The sequence below is a fragment of the Pseudomonas sp. URIL14HWK12:I12 genome (genome assembly GCF_003097135.1).
Taxonomy (GTDB): Bacteria; Pseudomonadota; Gammaproteobacteria; order Pseudomonadales; family Pseudomonadaceae; genus Aquipseudomonas.
Map to the genome: position 1 here is coordinate 429,009 of NZ_QEQL01000004.1, position 14,090 is coordinate 443,098.

At 64.4% G+C, this 14,090-nt stretch carries 16 protein-coding genes; 11 read left to right on the forward strand and 5 right to left on the reverse strand.

Annotation, left to right across the window (positions count from 1 at the left end; translation table 11 throughout):
- Nucleotides 1-159 precede the first annotated feature (159 nt).
- Both F474_RS14740 and F474_RS14745 read left to right on the forward strand, forming a co-directional pair.
- Complete coding sequence (locus F474_RS14740; RefSeq protein ID WP_097084872.1) at nucleotides 160-1,200, forward strand: nitrilase-related carbon-nitrogen hydrolase; 1,041 nt, start codon at nucleotides 160-162, stop codon at nucleotides 1,198-1,200.
- Nucleotides 1,191-2,231 (forward strand): AraC family transcriptional regulator, encoded by a 1,041-nt coding sequence (locus F474_RS14745; protein ID WP_256577727.1) that lies wholly within the window; start codon nucleotides 1,191-1,193, stop codon nucleotides 2,229-2,231. The genes F474_RS14740 and F474_RS14745 overlap by 10 nt, the downstream gene beginning before the upstream one ends.
- A gap of 10 nt (nucleotides 2,232-2,241) precedes the next feature.
- On the opposite strand, the gene F474_RS14750 is transcribed toward F474_RS14745, so the two are convergent.
- Complete coding sequence (locus F474_RS14750) at nucleotides 2,242-3,099, reverse strand: DUF2242 domain-containing protein (RefSeq protein ID WP_097084871.1); 858 nt, start codon at nucleotides 3,097-3,099, stop codon at nucleotides 2,242-2,244.
- Between the two features lie 181 nt (nucleotides 3,100-3,280).
- Between F474_RS14750 and F474_RS14755 the strand changes: the two genes are divergently transcribed.
- Nucleotides 3,281-4,180, forward strand: a complete 900-nt coding sequence (locus F474_RS14755; protein WP_097084870.1) for a LysR family transcriptional regulator — start codon at nucleotides 3,281-3,283, stop codon at nucleotides 4,178-4,180.
- A 61-nt stretch (nucleotides 4,181-4,241) separates the two neighbouring features.
- Nucleotides 4,242-4,829: a cytochrome b gene (locus F474_RS14760; protein WP_097084869.1), complete on the forward strand. Its 588-nt coding sequence runs from the start codon at nucleotides 4,242-4,244 to the stop codon at nucleotides 4,827-4,829.
- Here F474_RS14760 and F474_RS14765 read toward each other — a convergent pair.
- Nucleotides 4,795-5,247 carry a TlpA disulfide reductase family protein gene (locus F474_RS14765; protein ID WP_097084868.1) on the reverse strand — a complete coding sequence of 151 codons (453 nt, stop codon included), beginning with the start codon at nucleotides 5,245-5,247 and terminating at the stop codon, nucleotides 4,795-4,797. The genes F474_RS14760 and F474_RS14765 overlap by 35 nt on opposite strands.
- A gap of 69 nt (nucleotides 5,248-5,316) precedes the next feature.
- On the opposite strand from F474_RS14765, the gene arsC reads away from it, so the two are divergent.
- The 4 genes from arsC (at nucleotide 5,317) to F474_RS14785 (ending at nucleotide 7,818) form a co-directional block, all read left to right on the forward strand.
- Nucleotides 5,317-5,670, forward strand: coding sequence for an arsenate reductase (glutaredoxin) (arsC, locus tag F474_RS14770; protein ID WP_097084867.1), 354 nt, complete (start codon nucleotides 5,317-5,319; stop codon nucleotides 5,668-5,670).
- Nucleotides 5,667-6,275 (forward strand): NAD(P)H:quinone oxidoreductase, encoded by a 609-nt coding sequence (wrbA, locus tag F474_RS14775; protein ID WP_097084866.1) that lies wholly within the window; start codon nucleotides 5,667-5,669, stop codon nucleotides 6,273-6,275. The genes arsC and wrbA overlap by 4 nt, the downstream gene beginning before the upstream one ends.
- A complete protein-coding gene (locus F474_RS14780) occupies nucleotides 6,268-6,939 on the forward strand; it encodes a DNA-3-methyladenine glycosylase I (RefSeq protein ID WP_097084865.1) in 672 nt (223 codons plus the stop codon). Before wrbA ends, F474_RS14780 begins: the two co-directional genes overlap by 8 nt.
- A gap of 162 nt (nucleotides 6,940-7,101) precedes the next feature.
- Complete coding sequence (locus tag F474_RS14785) at nucleotides 7,102-7,818, forward strand: autoinducer binding domain-containing protein (protein WP_097084864.1); 717 nt, start codon at nucleotides 7,102-7,104, stop codon at nucleotides 7,816-7,818.
- Nucleotides 7,819-7,838: 20 nt separating this feature from the next.
- On the opposite strand, the gene F474_RS14790 is transcribed toward F474_RS14785, so the two are convergent.
- A complete protein-coding gene (locus tag F474_RS14790) occupies nucleotides 7,839-8,072 on the reverse strand; it encodes a hypothetical protein (RefSeq protein ID WP_097085244.1) in 234 nt (77 codons plus the stop codon).
- A 132-nt stretch (nucleotides 8,073-8,204) separates the two neighbouring features.
- Between F474_RS14790 and F474_RS14795 the strand changes: the two genes are divergently transcribed.
- Nucleotides 8,205-8,813, forward strand: a complete 609-nt coding sequence (locus F474_RS14795; RefSeq protein WP_097084863.1) for an acyl-homoserine-lactone synthase — start codon at nucleotides 8,205-8,207, stop codon at nucleotides 8,811-8,813.
- Nucleotides 8,814-8,924: 111 nt separating this feature from the next.
- On the opposite strand, the gene F474_RS14800 is transcribed toward F474_RS14795, so the two are convergent.
- Nucleotides 8,925-10,049, reverse strand: a complete 1,125-nt coding sequence (locus F474_RS14800; RefSeq protein WP_097084862.1) for a GNAT family N-acetyltransferase — start codon at nucleotides 10,047-10,049, stop codon at nucleotides 8,925-8,927.
- 311 nt (nucleotides 10,050-10,360) lie between these two features.
- On the opposite strand from F474_RS14800, the gene F474_RS14805 reads away from it, so the two are divergent.
- Together F474_RS14805 and F474_RS14810 are read left to right on the forward strand one after the other, a co-directional pair.
- The gene (locus F474_RS14805) at nucleotides 10,361-11,686 is read left to right on the forward strand and encodes a putative porin (protein ID WP_097085243.1); all 1,326 of its coding nucleotides are present in this window, start codon (nucleotides 10,361-10,363) and stop codon (nucleotides 11,684-11,686) included.
- Between the two features lie 128 nt (nucleotides 11,687-11,814).
- Nucleotides 11,815-13,380, forward strand: a complete 1,566-nt coding sequence (locus tag F474_RS14810; protein WP_097084861.1) for a PAS domain-containing methyl-accepting chemotaxis protein — start codon at nucleotides 11,815-11,817, stop codon at nucleotides 13,378-13,380.
- Here the strand turns inward: F474_RS14810 and F474_RS14815 are convergent.
- On the reverse strand, nucleotides 13,370-14,023 hold the full coding sequence (locus F474_RS14815; protein ID WP_097084860.1) for an alpha/beta family hydrolase: 654 nt from the start codon (nucleotides 14,021-14,023) through the stop codon (nucleotides 13,370-13,372). The two genes, F474_RS14810 and F474_RS14815, sit on opposite strands and share 11 nt — an antisense overlap.
- Between the last annotated feature and the right edge of the window lie 67 nt (nucleotides 14,024-14,090).

The following is a 14,090-nucleotide window of genomic DNA, read 5'->3' on the forward strand; positions in this document are numbered from 1 at the left end:
CACGGTCGGCGGCGCCGTTTATGAAAGTGTATGGGGCGCCTGGCTGAGCGCCACAGTAAAGCGGCTTGCCGGCCTGCTCAATGATCGAAACTGACAAGTTATTGATCCTGGCGTGCAGGCCGACTACCCTGAGCGCGTCCTTCCCCTGGGCTGTTTTCCATGCGCAAGTTTCTGATTTTCCTGTCGCTGCTGCTCGCCGTGGCTGTTGCCGGCAGCTATGGCTACTGGGCGCAGAAACGCGAACCTGCGCATTACCTGGCCGACCTGCGCGTGCAATTGGCCGTCAACGAGGGCACGCCGAGCGAGCGCGGTAACCTATTGGGTGTGCAAGCCGAGCTCTTCGCGCCCGATTACCACGACCTGCCGCGCCTACGGCTCAAGTTGCACGCCTGGCTGGCCCAGGCTCGGCAATGGGGGCTGCTCAACCCACGCACGATTGTCGTGCTGCCCGAGCACACCGGCACCTGGCTCTGGCTGCGCGGTGAAAAGCGCGAGTTCTACCAAGCCAGCCACCACAGCGAAGCCAGCCACTGGCTGGCCGCCACCCACCCGCTGAGCTTCGCCTGGGCCTGGTTGGGCGCCGAGGACACTGACCGCTCCGCTGATGCGCGCCTGCGCCTGAAGGCTCACCATATGGCCCATGAATACATGCGTCTGTTCGGCGGTTTGTCGCGCGAATTCGGCGTCACCCTGGTGGCTGGCAGTGTCGTGTTGCCCACCCCGGTGTTGGACCAAGGAGAACTCAGGGCCGGCAGCGGGCCGCTCTACAACGTCACACTGGTATTCGGGCCCGATGGCCAAGTGATTGGCCAACCGGTGCGGCAAGTGCTGGCCGGCGCCTTGCGCGGTGTTGCCGACAGCGATGCCAACGCAAGCTCAGCCCTGTTCGACACCCCTGCCGGGCGCCTGGGCGTGATGATCGGCCACGACAGCCTCGACACCGATCAGGCCAGGGCACTGGTGGCCGCCGGCGCACAGCTGCTGGCCATCCCTGCCTGGGTCGATGGCGATGGCTGGCCGCAGGAACATGGCCGCTGGGCCGCCGCTGGCGCCGCGCTGCCGGTGCCGAGCGTGGGGGTGTTTCTGCAGGGGCGTTTCTGGGACCGGCGCAACGATGGGCAAAGTTTCGTGGCCCATGATGGCCAGGTGCACGAGGCTGCACCAGGGCCCGGCGCCCGGCTGGTCAACCTGTGGCTGTGACCCCCGCACCACGCCTACGCCTGGGCGAGCTGTCGGTGAACTTCGCCGGCCTGCTGGGGCAGGCCTTGGGCGCCAGCGGCTACGCTCCGCAAGCACTGCTGGAGAGCTTTGGCCTCACCCCACAGCGCCTGGCCGAACCCGGCGCGCGGCTGTCGATCCCACGCTACATGCGCCTTGGCCATGCCGCGATCGGCCTGGCCGGCGAGCCAGCCTTGGGCCTGCGCATGGGCGAGCTATGCCGGCTACCGGTCGCCGGGCTGGCCGGGGTGGCGGCAGCCCAGGCGCCCACCTTGGGCGAGGCAGCCCGTACCCTGCTGCGCTTCGAGCCGCTGTATGCCAGCAACTACCGCGGCCACTCGCATCTGGCCGAAGATGCCGAGGGCGCCTGGCTATGGTTCTACTCCATCGCACCCTATAACCGTTTCAACCGTTTTGTGGTCGATTCGCTGCTCAGTGGCTGGCTGCATCAACTGGGGGCGCTAGTAGGCGCGCCGCTGGTGGCCGAACAGCTGTTGATCGAATTTCCGGCGCCCGGCTACGCTCCGGCGTATGCACCGCTGTGCCAGCAGCCTGTGCGCTTCGAAGCACCGGGCAACGGCGTGCGCCTGAGCAAGCAGCAGATGGCCCTGCCTAACCCGGCGCACTGCCCCGGCACCTGGCAGCAATTGCTGCAACTGTGCGAAACCGAACTGGAACAGCTCACCCGCGGCCGGCGCCTGAGCGAGCGCGTGGTGGCCTTGCTGGGCCCGATGCTCAGCGGCGGCCGCGAGCCAGACCTGGAAAGCCTGGCTGCACGGCTGAAGATGCCGAGCTGGACGCTACGGCGCAAGCTTGCCGAGGAAGGCGTGGGCTTTCGCGAGCTGCTCAACGACACGCGCCGTGATCTCGCGCTGGCGTATATCCGTGACACGGAGCTGGCCTTCGGCGAGATTGCCTACCTGCTCGGTTTCGCCTCCGCCGAGGCCTTTGCCCGAGCGTTCAAACGGTGGAGTGGAGAAACGCCGGGCTGCGTGCGCAAGGCCCGGCGCTGAGCCCGGCAGATTACTGCCCCTGAACTTCGATAGGTGCAGCGTCGGCCGGAGGCGCCACGGGTTCGGAACTCGGTTCGGGGCTTGGCTGGGCGCTGGAGCCGTCGGCAGCAGGCTGCGCCTGGGGAGCGGTAGCGGCCGGCGAAGCGGGTGCCGACAGGCTGGCAGGTGCTGCCGGCGCAGCGGTTGCGGGCTGTGGTGCCGGCTGCGCGGCCGCCTCATGCGGCGCCGGTGCGGCGGCCGCAGCCTTCGCTGGCTTGGCAGCCTGTTCTTCAGGCACGCCCAGCTCCTTGCTGGGTTTCTCTTCGATGTGCGCAGCCTTTTTCGTCTCCGGCGGCAGGAAGTTTTCGACCAGGGCGAAGTAGCGGTCGTAGAAGGTATCGGACGCTACCGTTTCGCTGGCCACCTTGACCATCGAGTCATCGCTGGAGCCGATCGGCATCGACACCGAGCCCAGCACGCCCACACCCAGGCTGGCGGAGGTATTGGACTTCTTCAGCGCATAGCGATCAAGCAAGGCGTTGGCGAACACGATCGAGCTTTTGTTGGTGGTGGTGTCGGCGGCGCAGGTGACGTTGAAGCTGATCTCCAGGTGCGTGTCGGCGGTTTGCTGGAAACTCTTGTGGCCAGCCACAAGCTTCGGATCGCTGCTGGTGATGATGTAGCCCTGGCTCAGCAGCGCACGGCGGGCCGCCTCGCAGGAGGCCATGTCGCTGACAGGATAATTGCGCGAGAAGGTGCCGGAGTCGTCGAAGCTCTCGTGCTCGTAGATGCCGGCCTTCTTGGAAGACGAGCAGCCAACGACGCTGGCAGCCAGCAGCGCCAGCACGACGCCGGTGCGCAAGGCACCGAAACGGTGGAATTCAGACATTGCGGATCCTGGAAATATCACATGGCGCCCATTGTGCAACAGGCCTTAGGCACACGCATGAAACAAGTGTCACAAAAAAGCGACTTTACTACGCATGGGCTGTGGGAAAAAGCGTCGAGCCACAGGGCCGGGGGCCAAAGGCTGGGGTATAGTCGCGGTTTTTGGCTGTTGCGATTGCGCCATGTCGAAACGTCTGACCCCCTCCATGACTGCCCTGCAGTGCTTCGAAGCCGCCGCACGGCACCTGAGTTTCACCCGCGCGGCGCAGGAGCTGCACCTGACCCAGAGCGCCGTGAGCAAGCAAGTGGCGCAGCTGGAAGACATGCTGCGCCACCACCTGTTCCAGCGGGTGCGCAGGCGCCTGCAGCTCACACCGGCGGGCTCGCTGTACCTGGCCGAGGTCAACAAGATCCTCACCCAGATCGACATGTCCAGCCGCTACATCCTCTCCTACGGTGGTGAAACCGAAGTGCTTCGGGTGGCCACCCAGCCCACCTTCGGCGCGCGTTGGCTGATCCCGGCGCTCAAGGGGTTCGGCAAGCAGTATCCGAACATTCACCTGGAGATCCGCAACGAGCTCGAACCCTTCGACCTCACCCAGTCACGGGCGGACGTGGCGTTTTTCTTCGGCCAGGGCACCTGGCCTGGGGCAACGTGCATCGAGCTGTTCGGCGAGGAGGTGGTCACGGTGTGTGCGCCAGACCTTCTTGCCAGCACGCCACTGGCATGCGCCGAAGACCTCGCCACCACCGTGCTGCTGCAATGCACGTCGCGCCCGGAAGCCTGGCATGACTGGTTCCTCGCTCAAGGCCTGCATTCAGCAGGCAGCTATCATGGCCCGCGCTTCGACACCTTCTACATGTGCATCCACGCCGCCATTGCCGGGTGCGGTATAGCGTTGGTGCCACGCTATCTGGTGGCCGAGGAGCTGGCCGACGGCAAGCTGGTAGTGCCCGTGGCGCATCCGATGCCCAGCCAGGGCGCGCACTTTCTGGCGTACCCCGAGCATGCGGCCGAAGTGCCAAAGATCCGCCATTTCGTCGACTGGATTCTGGCGCGCGCCCACCCGCAAACGGCCTGATTTGCAGTGCCTGGGCCGGCCGGGTATATAACCGGCCAGGCCCGGCATCAGGAACCGCCACATGCAACGCATCGACCATTACACCTCCACCGCCAAATGGCTGCACTGGGCGATGGCCGCGATCTGGCTATGCGCCTGGTTGCTGGGCCTGTCGGCCGTGCACTGGCACAGCATCAACGCCGACCATCGCATCACCCTGCTGCACAAGGCCCTGGCCAGTACGGTGCTGGTGCTGGTTGTGGTGCGGGTCGCGTGGCGCTTGGCGCACCCTGCCCCGGCGCTACCGGCAAGCATGGCCCCTGCCATGCGCAGAGCGGCCCATACCGGGCACCTGTTTCTCTATGGCGTGGCGTTGATGGCCCTGCCGCTGTCGGGCTGGTTATGGAGTTCTTCGGGCAACCACGAAGTGTGGATGCTCGGGCTGGTCAAGCTGCCCGCGCTGATGGCGCCAAACGAGGCGGTGCAGCATGCAGTGGGCATCTTCCACACTTGGGTCGCCTGGCTATGCGGCGCATTGGTGGGTGGGCATGTTCTTATCGCGCTCAAGCATCACTTCATCGATCGTGACACCGTGCTGTTGGGCATGCTGCCGCGGCGCCTGCAACGCCAGCCCTCTACCCGCCCTTCAACGCCGCCAACCGCGCCTTGAGGCCAGCAGCAGTTTGCTCACCGACACGGCGCTCTCGCACCGTGCCGTCGGGGCCGATCAGGTAGGTCACAGGCAGGCCCTCGCTGGGGGGCAGGCCAAGGCGCTGGGCAGGGTCCTGGGCCAGCACGCGAAAGCCTATGCCCAACGTGCTGGCGGCGTGGCGCAGCGCTTCGCCCTGCAAGTGGTCGAAATTCACCCCCACCACACTGACACCCTCGCTCGCGAGCGCATTGAGCTGGGGCACTTCACGGCGGCAGGGGCCGCACCAGTCGGCCCAGTAGTTCAATACCCACCACTGGCCCTTCAACTGCGCAGCGCTGACCGCCTGGCCGTTGGCATCAGGCCCCCAGTCGCGGTCGCAGCCACTTGCGAGCAAGCAGGCACCGAGCAGCCAAGGCATCAACCGGCGTCGCAACATGGCACCAGGCCTCCTCCTCTCGACAATGCCGGGTAGAATACCGGCCCCCCCTTGGAACTGGCGAGCCTCATGACCGACTTGACCCTCTATCACAACCCGCGCTGCTCCAAATCCCGCAGCGCCCTGGAACTGCTCGAGGCGCGTGGCCTGGCGCCTGTGGTGGTGCGTTACCTCGAAACGCCCCCCAGCAGCGCTGCTCTACAAGGGTTGCTGAACAAGCTGGGCATCGGCGCGCGGGCGCTGCTGCGCACCGGCGAGGAGGAATACAAAAGCTTGAACCTGGCCGACCCGGCCCTGTCCGACGCTGCGTTGATCGCCGCGATGGTCGAGCACCCCAGGCTGATCGAGCGGCCGATCCTGGTCAACGGCGAGCGGGCGGTCATTGGCCGGCCGCCAGAAAAGGTATTGGAGATCCTGCCATGAGTACGCAACCGTTCATTCTGGTGCTGTATTACAGCCGCCACGGAGCCACCGCTGAAATGGCCCGCTACATCGCCCGCGGCGTGGAGCAGGCAGGGCTAGAGGCCCGCCTGCGCACAGTGCCAGCAGTTTCCAGTGATTGCGAAGCCACCGCACCGGCAGTGCCCGACAGCGGCGCGCCTTACGCCACCCTCGACGACCTCAAGCAGTGCGCTGGCCTGGCGCTGGGGAGCCCCACCCGCTTCGGCAACATGGCTGCGCCGCTCAAGTACTTTCTCGATGGCACCAGCAGCCTGTGGTTGTCAGGCGCCCTGGTGAACAAGCCCGCTGGGGTATTTACCTCCACCGCAAGCCTGCACGGCGGCCAGGAGAGCACCCTGCTGTCGATGATGCTGCCGCTGCTGCACCACGGCATGCTCATCACCGGGCTGCCCTACAGCGAGCAGGCATTGCTCGACACCCGTGGCGGCGGCACGCCCTACGGTGCCAGCCACCATGCCGGCAACGATGGCAAGCGCGCCCTGGATGAACATGAGATCGCGCTGTGCAAGGCCCTCGGCCTGCGGCTGGCCCGCACGGCACAGCGCCTGGAGGGGCCGCATGCGTGATTACGCCTGGCTGCACGACTTCGCCCTGCAGCGCTTTGGTTCGAAGGCTGCGCTCGAAGCCTGGCTGCCAAAACCGCGTGAGCGCGCTGAACTGCTGGCGCTCAGCGACGACCGTTATCTCTCGACCCTGACGCTGCGCATCTTCCGCGCTGGGCTCAAGCACAGCCTGGTCGATGCCAAGTGGCCAGCTTTCGAGAGCGTGTTCTTCGGTTTCGACCCTGAAAAAGTGGTGCTGATGAGCGCCGAGCACCTTGAAAGGATGATGCAGGACACCCGCCTGATCCGTCACTTGGGCAAGCTCAAAAGCGTGCCGCGCAATGCCCAGATGGTGCTGGACATCGCCCGCGAACATGGCAGCTTCGGCGCATTCGTTGCGAACTGGCCCGAAGAAGACATCAGCGGCCTCTGGCGCTACCTTCGCCAGCACGGCAACCAGCTGGGCGGGCTCTCGGCGCCGCGTTTCCTGCGGATGATCGGCAAGGATACGTTCGTGCTCACCGATGATGTGTGTGCGGCACTGGTCGCTCAGGGTGTCGTCGACAAAGCCCCCACCAGCCAGCGTGATATCGCGGCCGCCCAAGCGGCCTTCAACCAGTGGCGCGAGCAGAGCGGCAGGCCGCTGTGCCAGTTGTCGGTCATGCTGGCGCATACGGTGAATCATTGACCGATCGCCAGCCCGCCTTGCTCGCACGCTTACGGTTGCACTTGACCGTTCGGGCGCTTGGCGGGGCCGCTTTGCGCGCTCAGGTTGAAGCGGCCAACCCAAAAGAGTAAGGTCGCGAATCGTATTGCGCTTACGGCGGCCAAGGCCGTGCATTGAGAGAACATGATCGGATTTGCCCAAGAGCTGAATGAGCTCGCTTGTGCAACGCAGCCGGATGAGTGGTTGAGCTTGTTACAGCGCGCCGCGACGAACATGGGTGCCTCGGGGTTTCTTATCGCGCTCAAGCCCAATAAAGCAGCCGATAACAGTGCCGCGGTGATCCATAGCAACTTTCGCAGTGCCTGGCGCGCCCAATATGACGCCCACGCTTATGCCAACATCGACCCGGTGGTTGCGCACAGCCTCAAAAACAAGTTCCCCATTATCTGGAACGACGCCATTTATCGCTCTTCGGCTGAAAAGAACTTTTCAGAAGAAGCGGCGCATCATGGTTTGCGCCAAGGCTTCACCCTCCCCATTCATGAGCCGCAAGGCGAGGTGGGCATGCTCAGCCTGAGCTATGCCAATCATTCGCCCAAGGCGTTCGCCAAAGACATGGAGATACTCCTGGGCAGGGCTATCCTGCTGCGCGACTTCGCCCTGGGCGGTGCGCCGCGGTTGCTGGGCACCACAGCTGAACGCCCGCAACTCACCGAGCGCGAGCGTGAAGTGCTCTACTGGAGTGCTGCCGGCAAGACCAGCTGGGAGATCGGCGTCATTCTGTCGATCGCCTCGGCCTCGGTGGAATTCCACTTCAAGAACATCCGCCGCAAGTTTGGCGTCAGCAGCCGCCGCCTGGCGGTGGTGCGCGCCATCGAGCTGGGCTTGATCACTCCCTGACCGGGCCTGTTGCTCAACCCTCAGTCACGCGCGTCACACACCGCCAGCCGCTCGTCCGGGATAACGCCCTGGGCATAGAGCTGCAACAGGATCGATAGGGAAGGCGACAGCATCGCCGTGGTCTCGATGCGGCTGGCGTTCGCCTGGCTGATACCGAAGCGTGCCCAGAAGGCCTTTTGGCTCAAGTTGTGGTCGACCCGCCGCTGAACCAGTTCACGAACCAATGCCGAGTTTCTAGATTTATTCGGTTTCATGTACTTCACCGCTGTAAAAACACTGGACTTTGCCACGATTTCGCCGCGATACAACCTCCCAATTTCGGCGGGTAGCCAATATTCACCCTGAATATAAGATCCGAGACTTCTCTGAAAAAACACGGAGTCATTATGGAAATCTCGATCCGCGCCCGCCACCAGTTCTCCCACGATCAATTGTTCGCCATGCACCGCCTGCGCGCACAAGTTTTCAAAGTGCGCAAACAGTGGGATGTCGCGTTGATCGGCGACATGGAAATCGACGGTTATGATGCGCTTGACCCTTATTACATGATGTTGGAAAACCAGGCCGACGTGATTGGCTGCTGGCGGCTGCTGCCTACCAGCGGGCCGAACATGCTCGCCGACACGTTCCCTGAACTGCTCGACGGCAGCCAAGCCCCTGCCGACGCCCACACCTGGGAGCTGAGCCGTTTCGCTATCCAGGGTGACGGCACCTTGCCGGCGCAGCTGTCGCAAACCACCACCCAGGCGATCCGCTCGCTGATGGAATTCGGCGTCAACCATTCCATCGCACGCTATGTGACGGTCACGACCGTCGGGGTCGAACGCCTGCTCAAGCGCCTTGGCCTGGATTTTCGCCGTATGGGCGCCGCGCGCACGGTGGGCGTTGAGCACGCCGTGGCGCTGGAAGTGTGGGTAAGCCCGAAAACGCTCACCTCGCTGGGCCTGGACCATCTGGTGCATCGGGTTCAACCAGCGGCTGGCTCCGTACACTGACCCACCGCCCCGCTGCCGTACATGCCGCCACCGCGCTCCGGCGCGGGCGGCTGTTTTCAAATAAGGCTCATGAATGTGTGTTCCTGCGCCATTGCAACACCTCAGCGCGCTTCACGCCTGGCGATAGGGCAACGCCTCCCGCGCCTGCTCGGCATAGGCGGCCACCCCCGCCCTTTCCTGTTCCAGAAAATCAGCCACCGCATCGTGCAAACCCGGATGAACCAGGTAATGCCAGGAGCGTGTGAGGGTTGGCTCGAAGCCACGGATCAGCTTGTGCTCACCCTGAGCTCCCGCATCGAAAAGGGCCAGCCCTTGCTCGATGGCATACGCCATGCCTTGGTAGAAACAGGTCTCGAAATGCAGCCGATCGAATTCGGCCAGGCATCCCCAGTAGCGCCCGTATAAGCAGCCTTCCCCTACCAGGCTGAATGCCATGGCCACCGGGCGGCCATGTTGCACCGCCAGCACCACGCGGATCGCTTCAGGCAGGCGTTCGGCGACCAGGCTGAAAAACGCACGGTTCAGGTAAGGCGCCTGGCCACGCACTTCATACGTATTTGCATAGCAGGCGTAGACGAAATCCCAGGCGGCTTCGCTCATGTCTTGGGCCCGCCGCCATTCGAAGCCGATACCTTGCCCGGCTACCTGCTCGCGCTCCTTGCGCATCTGCTTGCGCTTTCGCGAGCTCAGGCTGTCGAGGAAATCCTGGAAGTCTCGGTAGCCCCGGTTATGCCAGTGGTACTGGCAACCCCATCGTTCAAGCCAACCGGGCTGGCTGGCCATCAGGGCATCGAGGCTCGGCTCGGTGAAGTTGATATGAGCACTGGAAAGCCCTTGTGCCTGCAGATGCCCGGGCAATGACGCAACCAGGCGGCGCGCCGCATCGGCATCGGCGGCCAGCACGCGCGGGCCGGTGACCGGGCTGAACGGCACCGCGGCCAGCAGCTTGGGGTAATAGGGGATGCCTGCGCGCCGGCAGGCATCGGCCCAGCCGTGGTCGAAGACGTATTCGCCGTAGCTGTGCCACTTGCGATAGGCCGGCAAAGCTGCCTGCAACTGGCCAGCCTCCTCTAATACCAAGTGCTCGGGGCGCCAACCGCTCCCGGCCCCAAGGCTGCCGCTGGCTTCCAGTGCGCTCAAAAAGCCGTGACGCAGAAACGGCTGCTGGCGGGGTAGCAGGGCATCCCAGCGCTGCGCGCTGATCTGCTCCAGTGAATCGAGCACTTGGACTGGCATCACGCCCTCCTCGGCAGGGATGTAACAGGCAGTATCCCAAAACCCCCGAACGATAGCGAAGCTTTCGCGACGCCCGATGAATCAGCCTTAGTTGCACGCCTGCTGCCCGCAGAAAAGGCTCTGCCTCGGCACTTTAGGAGACAAATAGTCATTTAGATGACATGCGATGGCCATCATTCTGTCATTACCCGCCGCAATACTTGCGCCAGTTTTTCGCCGCCCAGATGCCACCTGATACCCAAGGCTGCGGGCGTGAACGCAAGGTATTCGGGGTGGCCGTCGCCTCCCCATATTTCGATAGGGAGAACCATATGCGTGCTGTTTCCACACTGACCGGAGCGACCGTGTGCACGGGCCTGTTCATGGCCCTGAGCGCTCCGGCAGGTGCCGCCGTCGACGCCAAGCTGCTTGAGATGCTGCGCGCCAATGGCTCGATCAGCGGCGCTCAGTACACTGAGCTGTCGGCAGACCTGGCCAAGGAAACTCAGGCCAAGCAGCAGGCAGACGCCGCCCAGGCGCAGGCCATCGCCGACGTCAAGGCCAAGAAAGACGAGCTGTCTTCCTTCGAACAGAAAGTGGCCTGGGCGTCCAAGACCCAGATCAAGGGTGACCTGCGCCTGCGCTACGAAGACGTTCGCAGCCAGGGCAACCGCCTGGACAACAGCCGCAGCGCCGACCGCGAGCGAGTGCGCGCCCGGTTCGGTGTGTACAGCCAGATCAACCCTGAAGTCGACGGCGGTATCCGCCTGGCCACTGGCAGCAGCTCCGATGGCCGTTCCACCAACCAGGACCTGAATGCCGACGGCACCACTGCATTCGCCAAGAAGCAACTGTGGGTCGACCAGGCGTACCTGGACTGGCACCCCAACGCCCTGCCTAACCTGCACCTGATCGGTGGCAAGATGGCTCAGCCTTGGGTAAGCATGGGAGACATCATCTGGGACGGAGACCTCAACCCCGAAGGCGCCGCGGCGACCTACAAACTGGCCGTGGGCCAGGGTGTTGAGCTGTTCGGCAGCACCGGTTACTTCAACCTCAAGGACAACGTCGACGGCGAGGGCTACCAGTACAAGCACGACCTGTCGATGTTCAGCGGCCAGCTGGGCACCCGCTTCGACCTGGGCAATGCGCTGAAAGTCACCCTCGGTGGCAGTGTCTACGCCTTCAAGAACGACGACAACGACCCGATCGGCACCGGCACGCTCTCGCGCAACGGCAACACTACCAACGACTTCCGCCTGTACGAAGCCTTCGGCCAGGTCGACCTGAAAAACCTGCCGATCCCCCTCGCCTTCTATGGCCAGTACGTCAACAACCAGGCCACCGACAGCGACCAGGACACCGGCTGGCTGGCCGGCACCAAAACCAAACTGGGTGACTGGTCACTGGACTACAACTACCGCGACGTACAGCGCAACGCGGTAGTGGGCGGCTTCACCGATTCGGACTTCGCCAACGGCTTCACAGGCTCGCGCGGCCACAAGCTCAAAGTGGGTTACGAAATCAGCAAGAACTTCGGCCTAGGGGTGACCTACTTCCTCGCCGAGACCGACTCGCTGCCGGCCAGCAGCACCCAACGCGCCGGCAACGACCTCAACGTCAACACGCTGCAGGTCGACCTGGAAGCGAAGTTCTGATCGCCTGAGCTTCAGCATCACCACGCTGCGCCCACAAGGCCCTGGCTCGCCCAGGGCCTTGCCCTTCATTACAGTTTCACACGCGCGCGCCGATACACCGCACAAGCCACCTTGCAAGCGGATCTGCCATGCGTAACAACCAGCCCATCACCGAACGCGAACGCACTTTTCCTGCCCATCAGCGTTTGATTTCCACCACTGATACCCGCGGCACCATCACCTATTGCAACGAAGCCTTCGTGGAAATCAGCGGCTTCGCTCGCCAGGAGCTGCTCGGCTCAGCGCACAACGTGGTGCGCCACCCCGATGTGCCCTCGGCGGTGTTCGGCCATATGTGGGAAACCCTCAAGGCAGGCAAGCCATGGATGGGCATCGTCAAGAACCGCTGCAAGAACGGCGACTATTACTGGGTGAACGCCTATGTCACCCCGATCCTGGAGAACAGCCAGGTGGTGGGTTACGAATCGGTACGGGTCAAGCCTGATGCCGACCAGATCCGCCGTGCCCAGGCGTTGTATGCGCGCATCAATGCAGGCAAGCCTGTGCACTCCAGCCGGCAGCGCTGGGCCAGCGGCGTGATCGGCTGGCTGCCGTTCATTGCCCTGAGCCAAGCGGCTTGCGGGCTGGGCCTGTGGCTGGGCAGCGGTTGGGGCATGGCGGGCGCTGCGCTGTTGTCGGTACCGGCCGGGCTGTGGGTGGCGCAACTGCAGCAGGCGCGCCTGGCCCGCTTGATCGCCGCCGCAGGCGAGGCCAACGTCGACCCGCTGATCGCCCGCCTCTACACCGACCACGCGGGCCTCGAAGGCCGCTTGGAGCTGGCCATGCTCAGCCAGCAGGCGCACCTGCGCACCTGCCTGACCCGCCTGCAGGACACCGCCGAACACTTGACCGGCCAGGCGCGCCAGGCCGACGTGCTGGCACATGACAGCGCCCAAGGCCTGGAGCGGCAGAAGCTTGAGACCGACCAGGTCGCCACCGCCGTCAACCAGATGGCTGCCACCACCCAGGAAGTGGCCAACCATGTGCAACGTACCGCTGACGCGACCCAGCGTGCCAACCGCCTTACCGGCGAAGGCCGCCTGATCGCCAACGACACCCGCGAAGCGATCCAGCGCCTGTCGGCTGCCGTGGGCAACACCGGTGAAACCGTCACCCAGTTGGCCCGCGACAGCGACGAGATCGGCGGCGTGGTAGATGTGATCAAGGGCATTGCCGACCAGACCAACCTGCTGGCCCTCAACGCGGCTATCGAGGCCGCTCGGGCCGGGGAAATGGGCCGTGGTTTCGCCGTTGTGGCCGATGAAGTGCGCCAGCTCGCCCAGCGCACCAGTGAGTCGACCGGGCAGATCCACAGCCTGATTGCGCGCCTTCAGCAGTCGGCCAACGAGGCTGTGCAGACCATGGACGCCGGCCGGCGCCAGGCCGAGGAAGGCGTGGCACGTGTGCTGGAAGCCGATCAGGCGTTGGTAGGCATCAGCGAGGCGGTGGCCAATATCACCGAGATGACGACCCAGATCGCCGCTGCTACCGAAGAGCAGAGCTCGGTGGCAGACGAAGTCAGCCGCAACATCAGCACCATCGCGGCCCTGGCCGATGAAACCACCGGCCAGGCCATGGCCAGCGCCGAGCTGAGCCAGGCGCTCACACAGACCGCCGCCACTCAGTACGCGCTGGTGGAGCGTTTCAACCGCTGACGAACGCCGCCACTCGGTCGGCCGCGCTGAGCAGGTGCTCGGCGTGGCTGATGCCACTGCTTTTGAGCGGCTTGAGGTCGTGGTCGGCGGCCGCCAGCCAGTGCACCTCCACGCTCGGCGCCAGCGTGTAGCCGGCGACGGCTTCGCGGTTGCCCAAGGCATCGCGCTCACCCTGCACGATCAAGGTGGGCGTGCGCAGCGAAGCCAGGTGCTCTACCCGAGGTTTCTCCGGCTTGCCCGCCGCGTAGAACGGGTAGCCCAGGCACACCAGTGCATCGGCGCCCAGCTCGTCGGCCACCAGGCTTGCCATGCGCCCGCCCATCGATTTGCCGCCGATCGCCAATGGCCCGCTGATCTGCGTGCGCGCCAAGGCATACACTTCGCGCCATTTCTCCAGCAACTGCTTTTGCGGGTTGGGCGGGCGCTTGCCCCCGCTCAGCCGGCGCTGGGCCATGTAGTCGAATTCGAAACGCAGCACCGCGATGCCCAGGCCGGCAAGGTTTTGCGCCATGGCGCTCATGAAGGGGCTGTCCATCGGCGCCCCGGCGCCGTGCGCCAGGATCAGGCAAGCGTTAGCTTCCTGCGGTGGCGCGTCCCACAGCCAGCCGTTGTCGTGCACGCGTTCGAGCCAGGCGCTGGTCATTCGTCATTCCTCTGCCAAGGGGCCCGGTTTATACCATGAAAGCCTGATTCAGGCAGGTTGCAGCCCC

What these genes read in the sequence shown, in the direction of transcription:
- F474_RS14755 (WP_097084870.1), top strand. Translation starts at nt 3,281, where the DNA reads ATGTCGAAACGTCTGACCCCCTCCATGACTGCCCTGCAGTGCTTCGAA.
- F474_RS14805 (WP_097085243.1), top strand. Translation starts at nt 10,361, where the DNA reads ATGCGTGCTGTTTCCACACTGACCGGAGCGACCGTGTGCACGGGCCTG.
- F474_RS14740 (WP_097084872.1), top strand. Translation starts at nt 160, where the DNA reads ATGCGCAAGTTTCTGATTTTCCTGTCGCTGCTGCTCGCCGTGGCTGTT.
- F474_RS14800 (WP_097084862.1), bottom strand. Translation starts at nt 10,049, where the DNA reads ATGCCAGTCCAAGTGCTCGATTCACTGGAGCAGATCAGCGCGCAGCGC.
- F474_RS14790 (WP_097085244.1), bottom strand. Translation starts at nt 8,072, where the DNA reads ATGAAACCGAATAAATCTAGAAACTCGGCATTGGTTCGTGAACTGGTT.
- F474_RS14760 (WP_097084869.1), top strand. Translation starts at nt 4,242, where the DNA reads ATGCAACGCATCGACCATTACACCTCCACCGCCAAATGGCTGCACTGG.
- arsC (WP_097084867.1), top strand. Translation starts at nt 5,317, where the DNA reads ATGACCGACTTGACCCTCTATCACAACCCGCGCTGCTCCAAATCCCGC.
- F474_RS14765 (WP_097084868.1), bottom strand. Translation starts at nt 5,247, where the DNA reads ATGTTGCGACGCCGGTTGATGCCTTGGCTGCTCGGTGCCTGCTTGCTC.
- F474_RS14750 (WP_097084871.1), bottom strand. Translation starts at nt 3,099, where the DNA reads ATGTCTGAATTCCACCGTTTCGGTGCCTTGCGCACCGGCGTCGTGCTG.
- F474_RS14780 (WP_097084865.1), top strand. Translation starts at nt 6,268, where the DNA reads ATGCGTGATTACGCCTGGCTGCACGACTTCGCCCTGCAGCGCTTTGGT.
- F474_RS14810 (WP_097084861.1), top strand. Translation starts at nt 11,815, where the DNA reads ATGCGTAACAACCAGCCCATCACCGAACGCGAACGCACTTTTCCTGCC.
- F474_RS14815 (WP_097084860.1), bottom strand. Translation starts at nt 14,023, where the DNA reads ATGACCAGCGCCTGGCTCGAACGCGTGCACGACAACGGCTGGCTGTGG.
- wrbA (WP_097084866.1), top strand. Translation starts at nt 5,667, where the DNA reads ATGAGTACGCAACCGTTCATTCTGGTGCTGTATTACAGCCGCCACGGA.
- F474_RS14795 (WP_097084863.1), top strand. Translation starts at nt 8,205, where the DNA reads ATGGAAATCTCGATCCGCGCCCGCCACCAGTTCTCCCACGATCAATTG.
- F474_RS14785 (WP_097084864.1), top strand. Translation starts at nt 7,102, where the DNA reads ATGATCGGATTTGCCCAAGAGCTGAATGAGCTCGCTTGTGCAACGCAG.